Source organism: Haloimpatiens lingqiaonensis, from assembly GCF_901447495.1.
In the GTDB taxonomy this organism is placed as follows: Bacteria; Bacillota; Clostridia; order Clostridiales; family Clostridiaceae; genus Haloimpatiens; species Haloimpatiens lingqiaonensis.
In genome coordinates this window covers 1-1,377 of the sequence record NZ_CABDWS010000169.1, presented here as the reverse complement: position 1 = coordinate 1,377, position 1,377 = coordinate 1, and the positions used below count along the sequence as shown (strand labels likewise).

Here is a 1,377-nt window from a genome sequence, read left to right as displayed (position 1 = left end):
ATTTAAGAGTTATATTTCCTAGTTATAGCTCTGTATTTTCAGACATTACTGGAAAAACATCAATAGCTATATTAAAAAAGTATTCTAGTCCTGAAGCAATTATAAATGCTGATAGAGATGAACTTATTAACCTCATTTCAAGCAATTCTCGAAGGGGACTAGCAAATAGTGAAAAAACTTATAAAAAGCTATATGATGCTGCTGAGGAAGCTGTTTACATTGGTCTTAAATCACCAAGTTTATTTGTAAAAATAATTAATACTATTTCAGTAATAGAATCATTAGAAATCCAAATTGGAAATCTATTAACAGAAATTCATCTATTAATGAATAGCAATAGAATCTCTGATGAATTTAAGAAAAATGTACAATTACTTTACTCAATACCAGGTGTTGGAGAACTAACTGCCATCACAATAATGAGTGAAATCGGCAATATTAAAGGTTTTGTTAAACCTAAACATTTAGTTGCTTATTTTGGCTTAGACCCTTCTGTTAGCCAATCTGGTAAGTTTAATAGTGACAGAAACGTCATGTCCAAACGAGGTACCAGAATAGGCCGTAGGGCCTTATACGCTGTCGCGTTAGCATCCATACGTAAGAATACAAACGGTGAACCTATAAATAGAGTTCTACTAAGTTTCTATAATGAGAATATGAAAGGTAAAAGTAAAAAAGTAGGCTTAGTTGCAATAATGCATAAGCTAATTAACTACATATTCTCTGTTCTTAAAAATCAAAAAGAGTATGAACTACGTGACCCCAAGATACATTCAAAAATGTATCTAAACACTAAATCAGAACAAGCAGCCTAACGGCTAAAACAATTAGGAGCCATTTCCCATTGTTCGTATTTTTCAATGGATTTTTTGTGATGCCTATTTTTATTAATAAAACTTTTTATAAAAACTTATTGACTTTTACTAGCTGGTCTCTTACCTATATAATATTATTATACATTTATACAAGAGAGTTAACAATTGGATACTTATCTATAATAGATATTTTTTTAACAAAATTTTCAGAAAGTTATTATTTAAATGTTTACATTAAGTTATTGACAGGTATAAATTTATAATGTATTATTTAGTTAATCGGTTTAGTAAACCGATTAACTAAATAATACATTGAGTATAGTACAAGCATAAATTGCAAATAATCAAAATAGAGGCACTTGAATTATAAAATTAAATTAAAAAATTTTCTACTTAAGAAAAAGCTAGTGGAAGAAACTTTGCACTTGGGAATAAAAGCAATTTGGTAATATGTCAAGAACAAAATAAAAGAAAAATGAAATGATTTCTTTAAAAAAGGGTAACCTTAACAAGCATACAGTCCAATAAGAATGTATGTTTGTATAATTATGAAATTTAATCT

1 protein-coding gene is annotated in these 1,377 nt (G+C 28.1%); it reads left to right on the top strand.

Going from position 1 to position 1,377, the window contains the following annotated elements; genetic code table 11:
* A partial coding sequence (locus FGK85_RS15120) for a transposase (RefSeq protein WP_138207982.1) occupies positions 1-815 on the top strand: 815 nt, incomplete at its 5' end.
* Positions 816-1,377 lie beyond the last annotated feature (562 nt).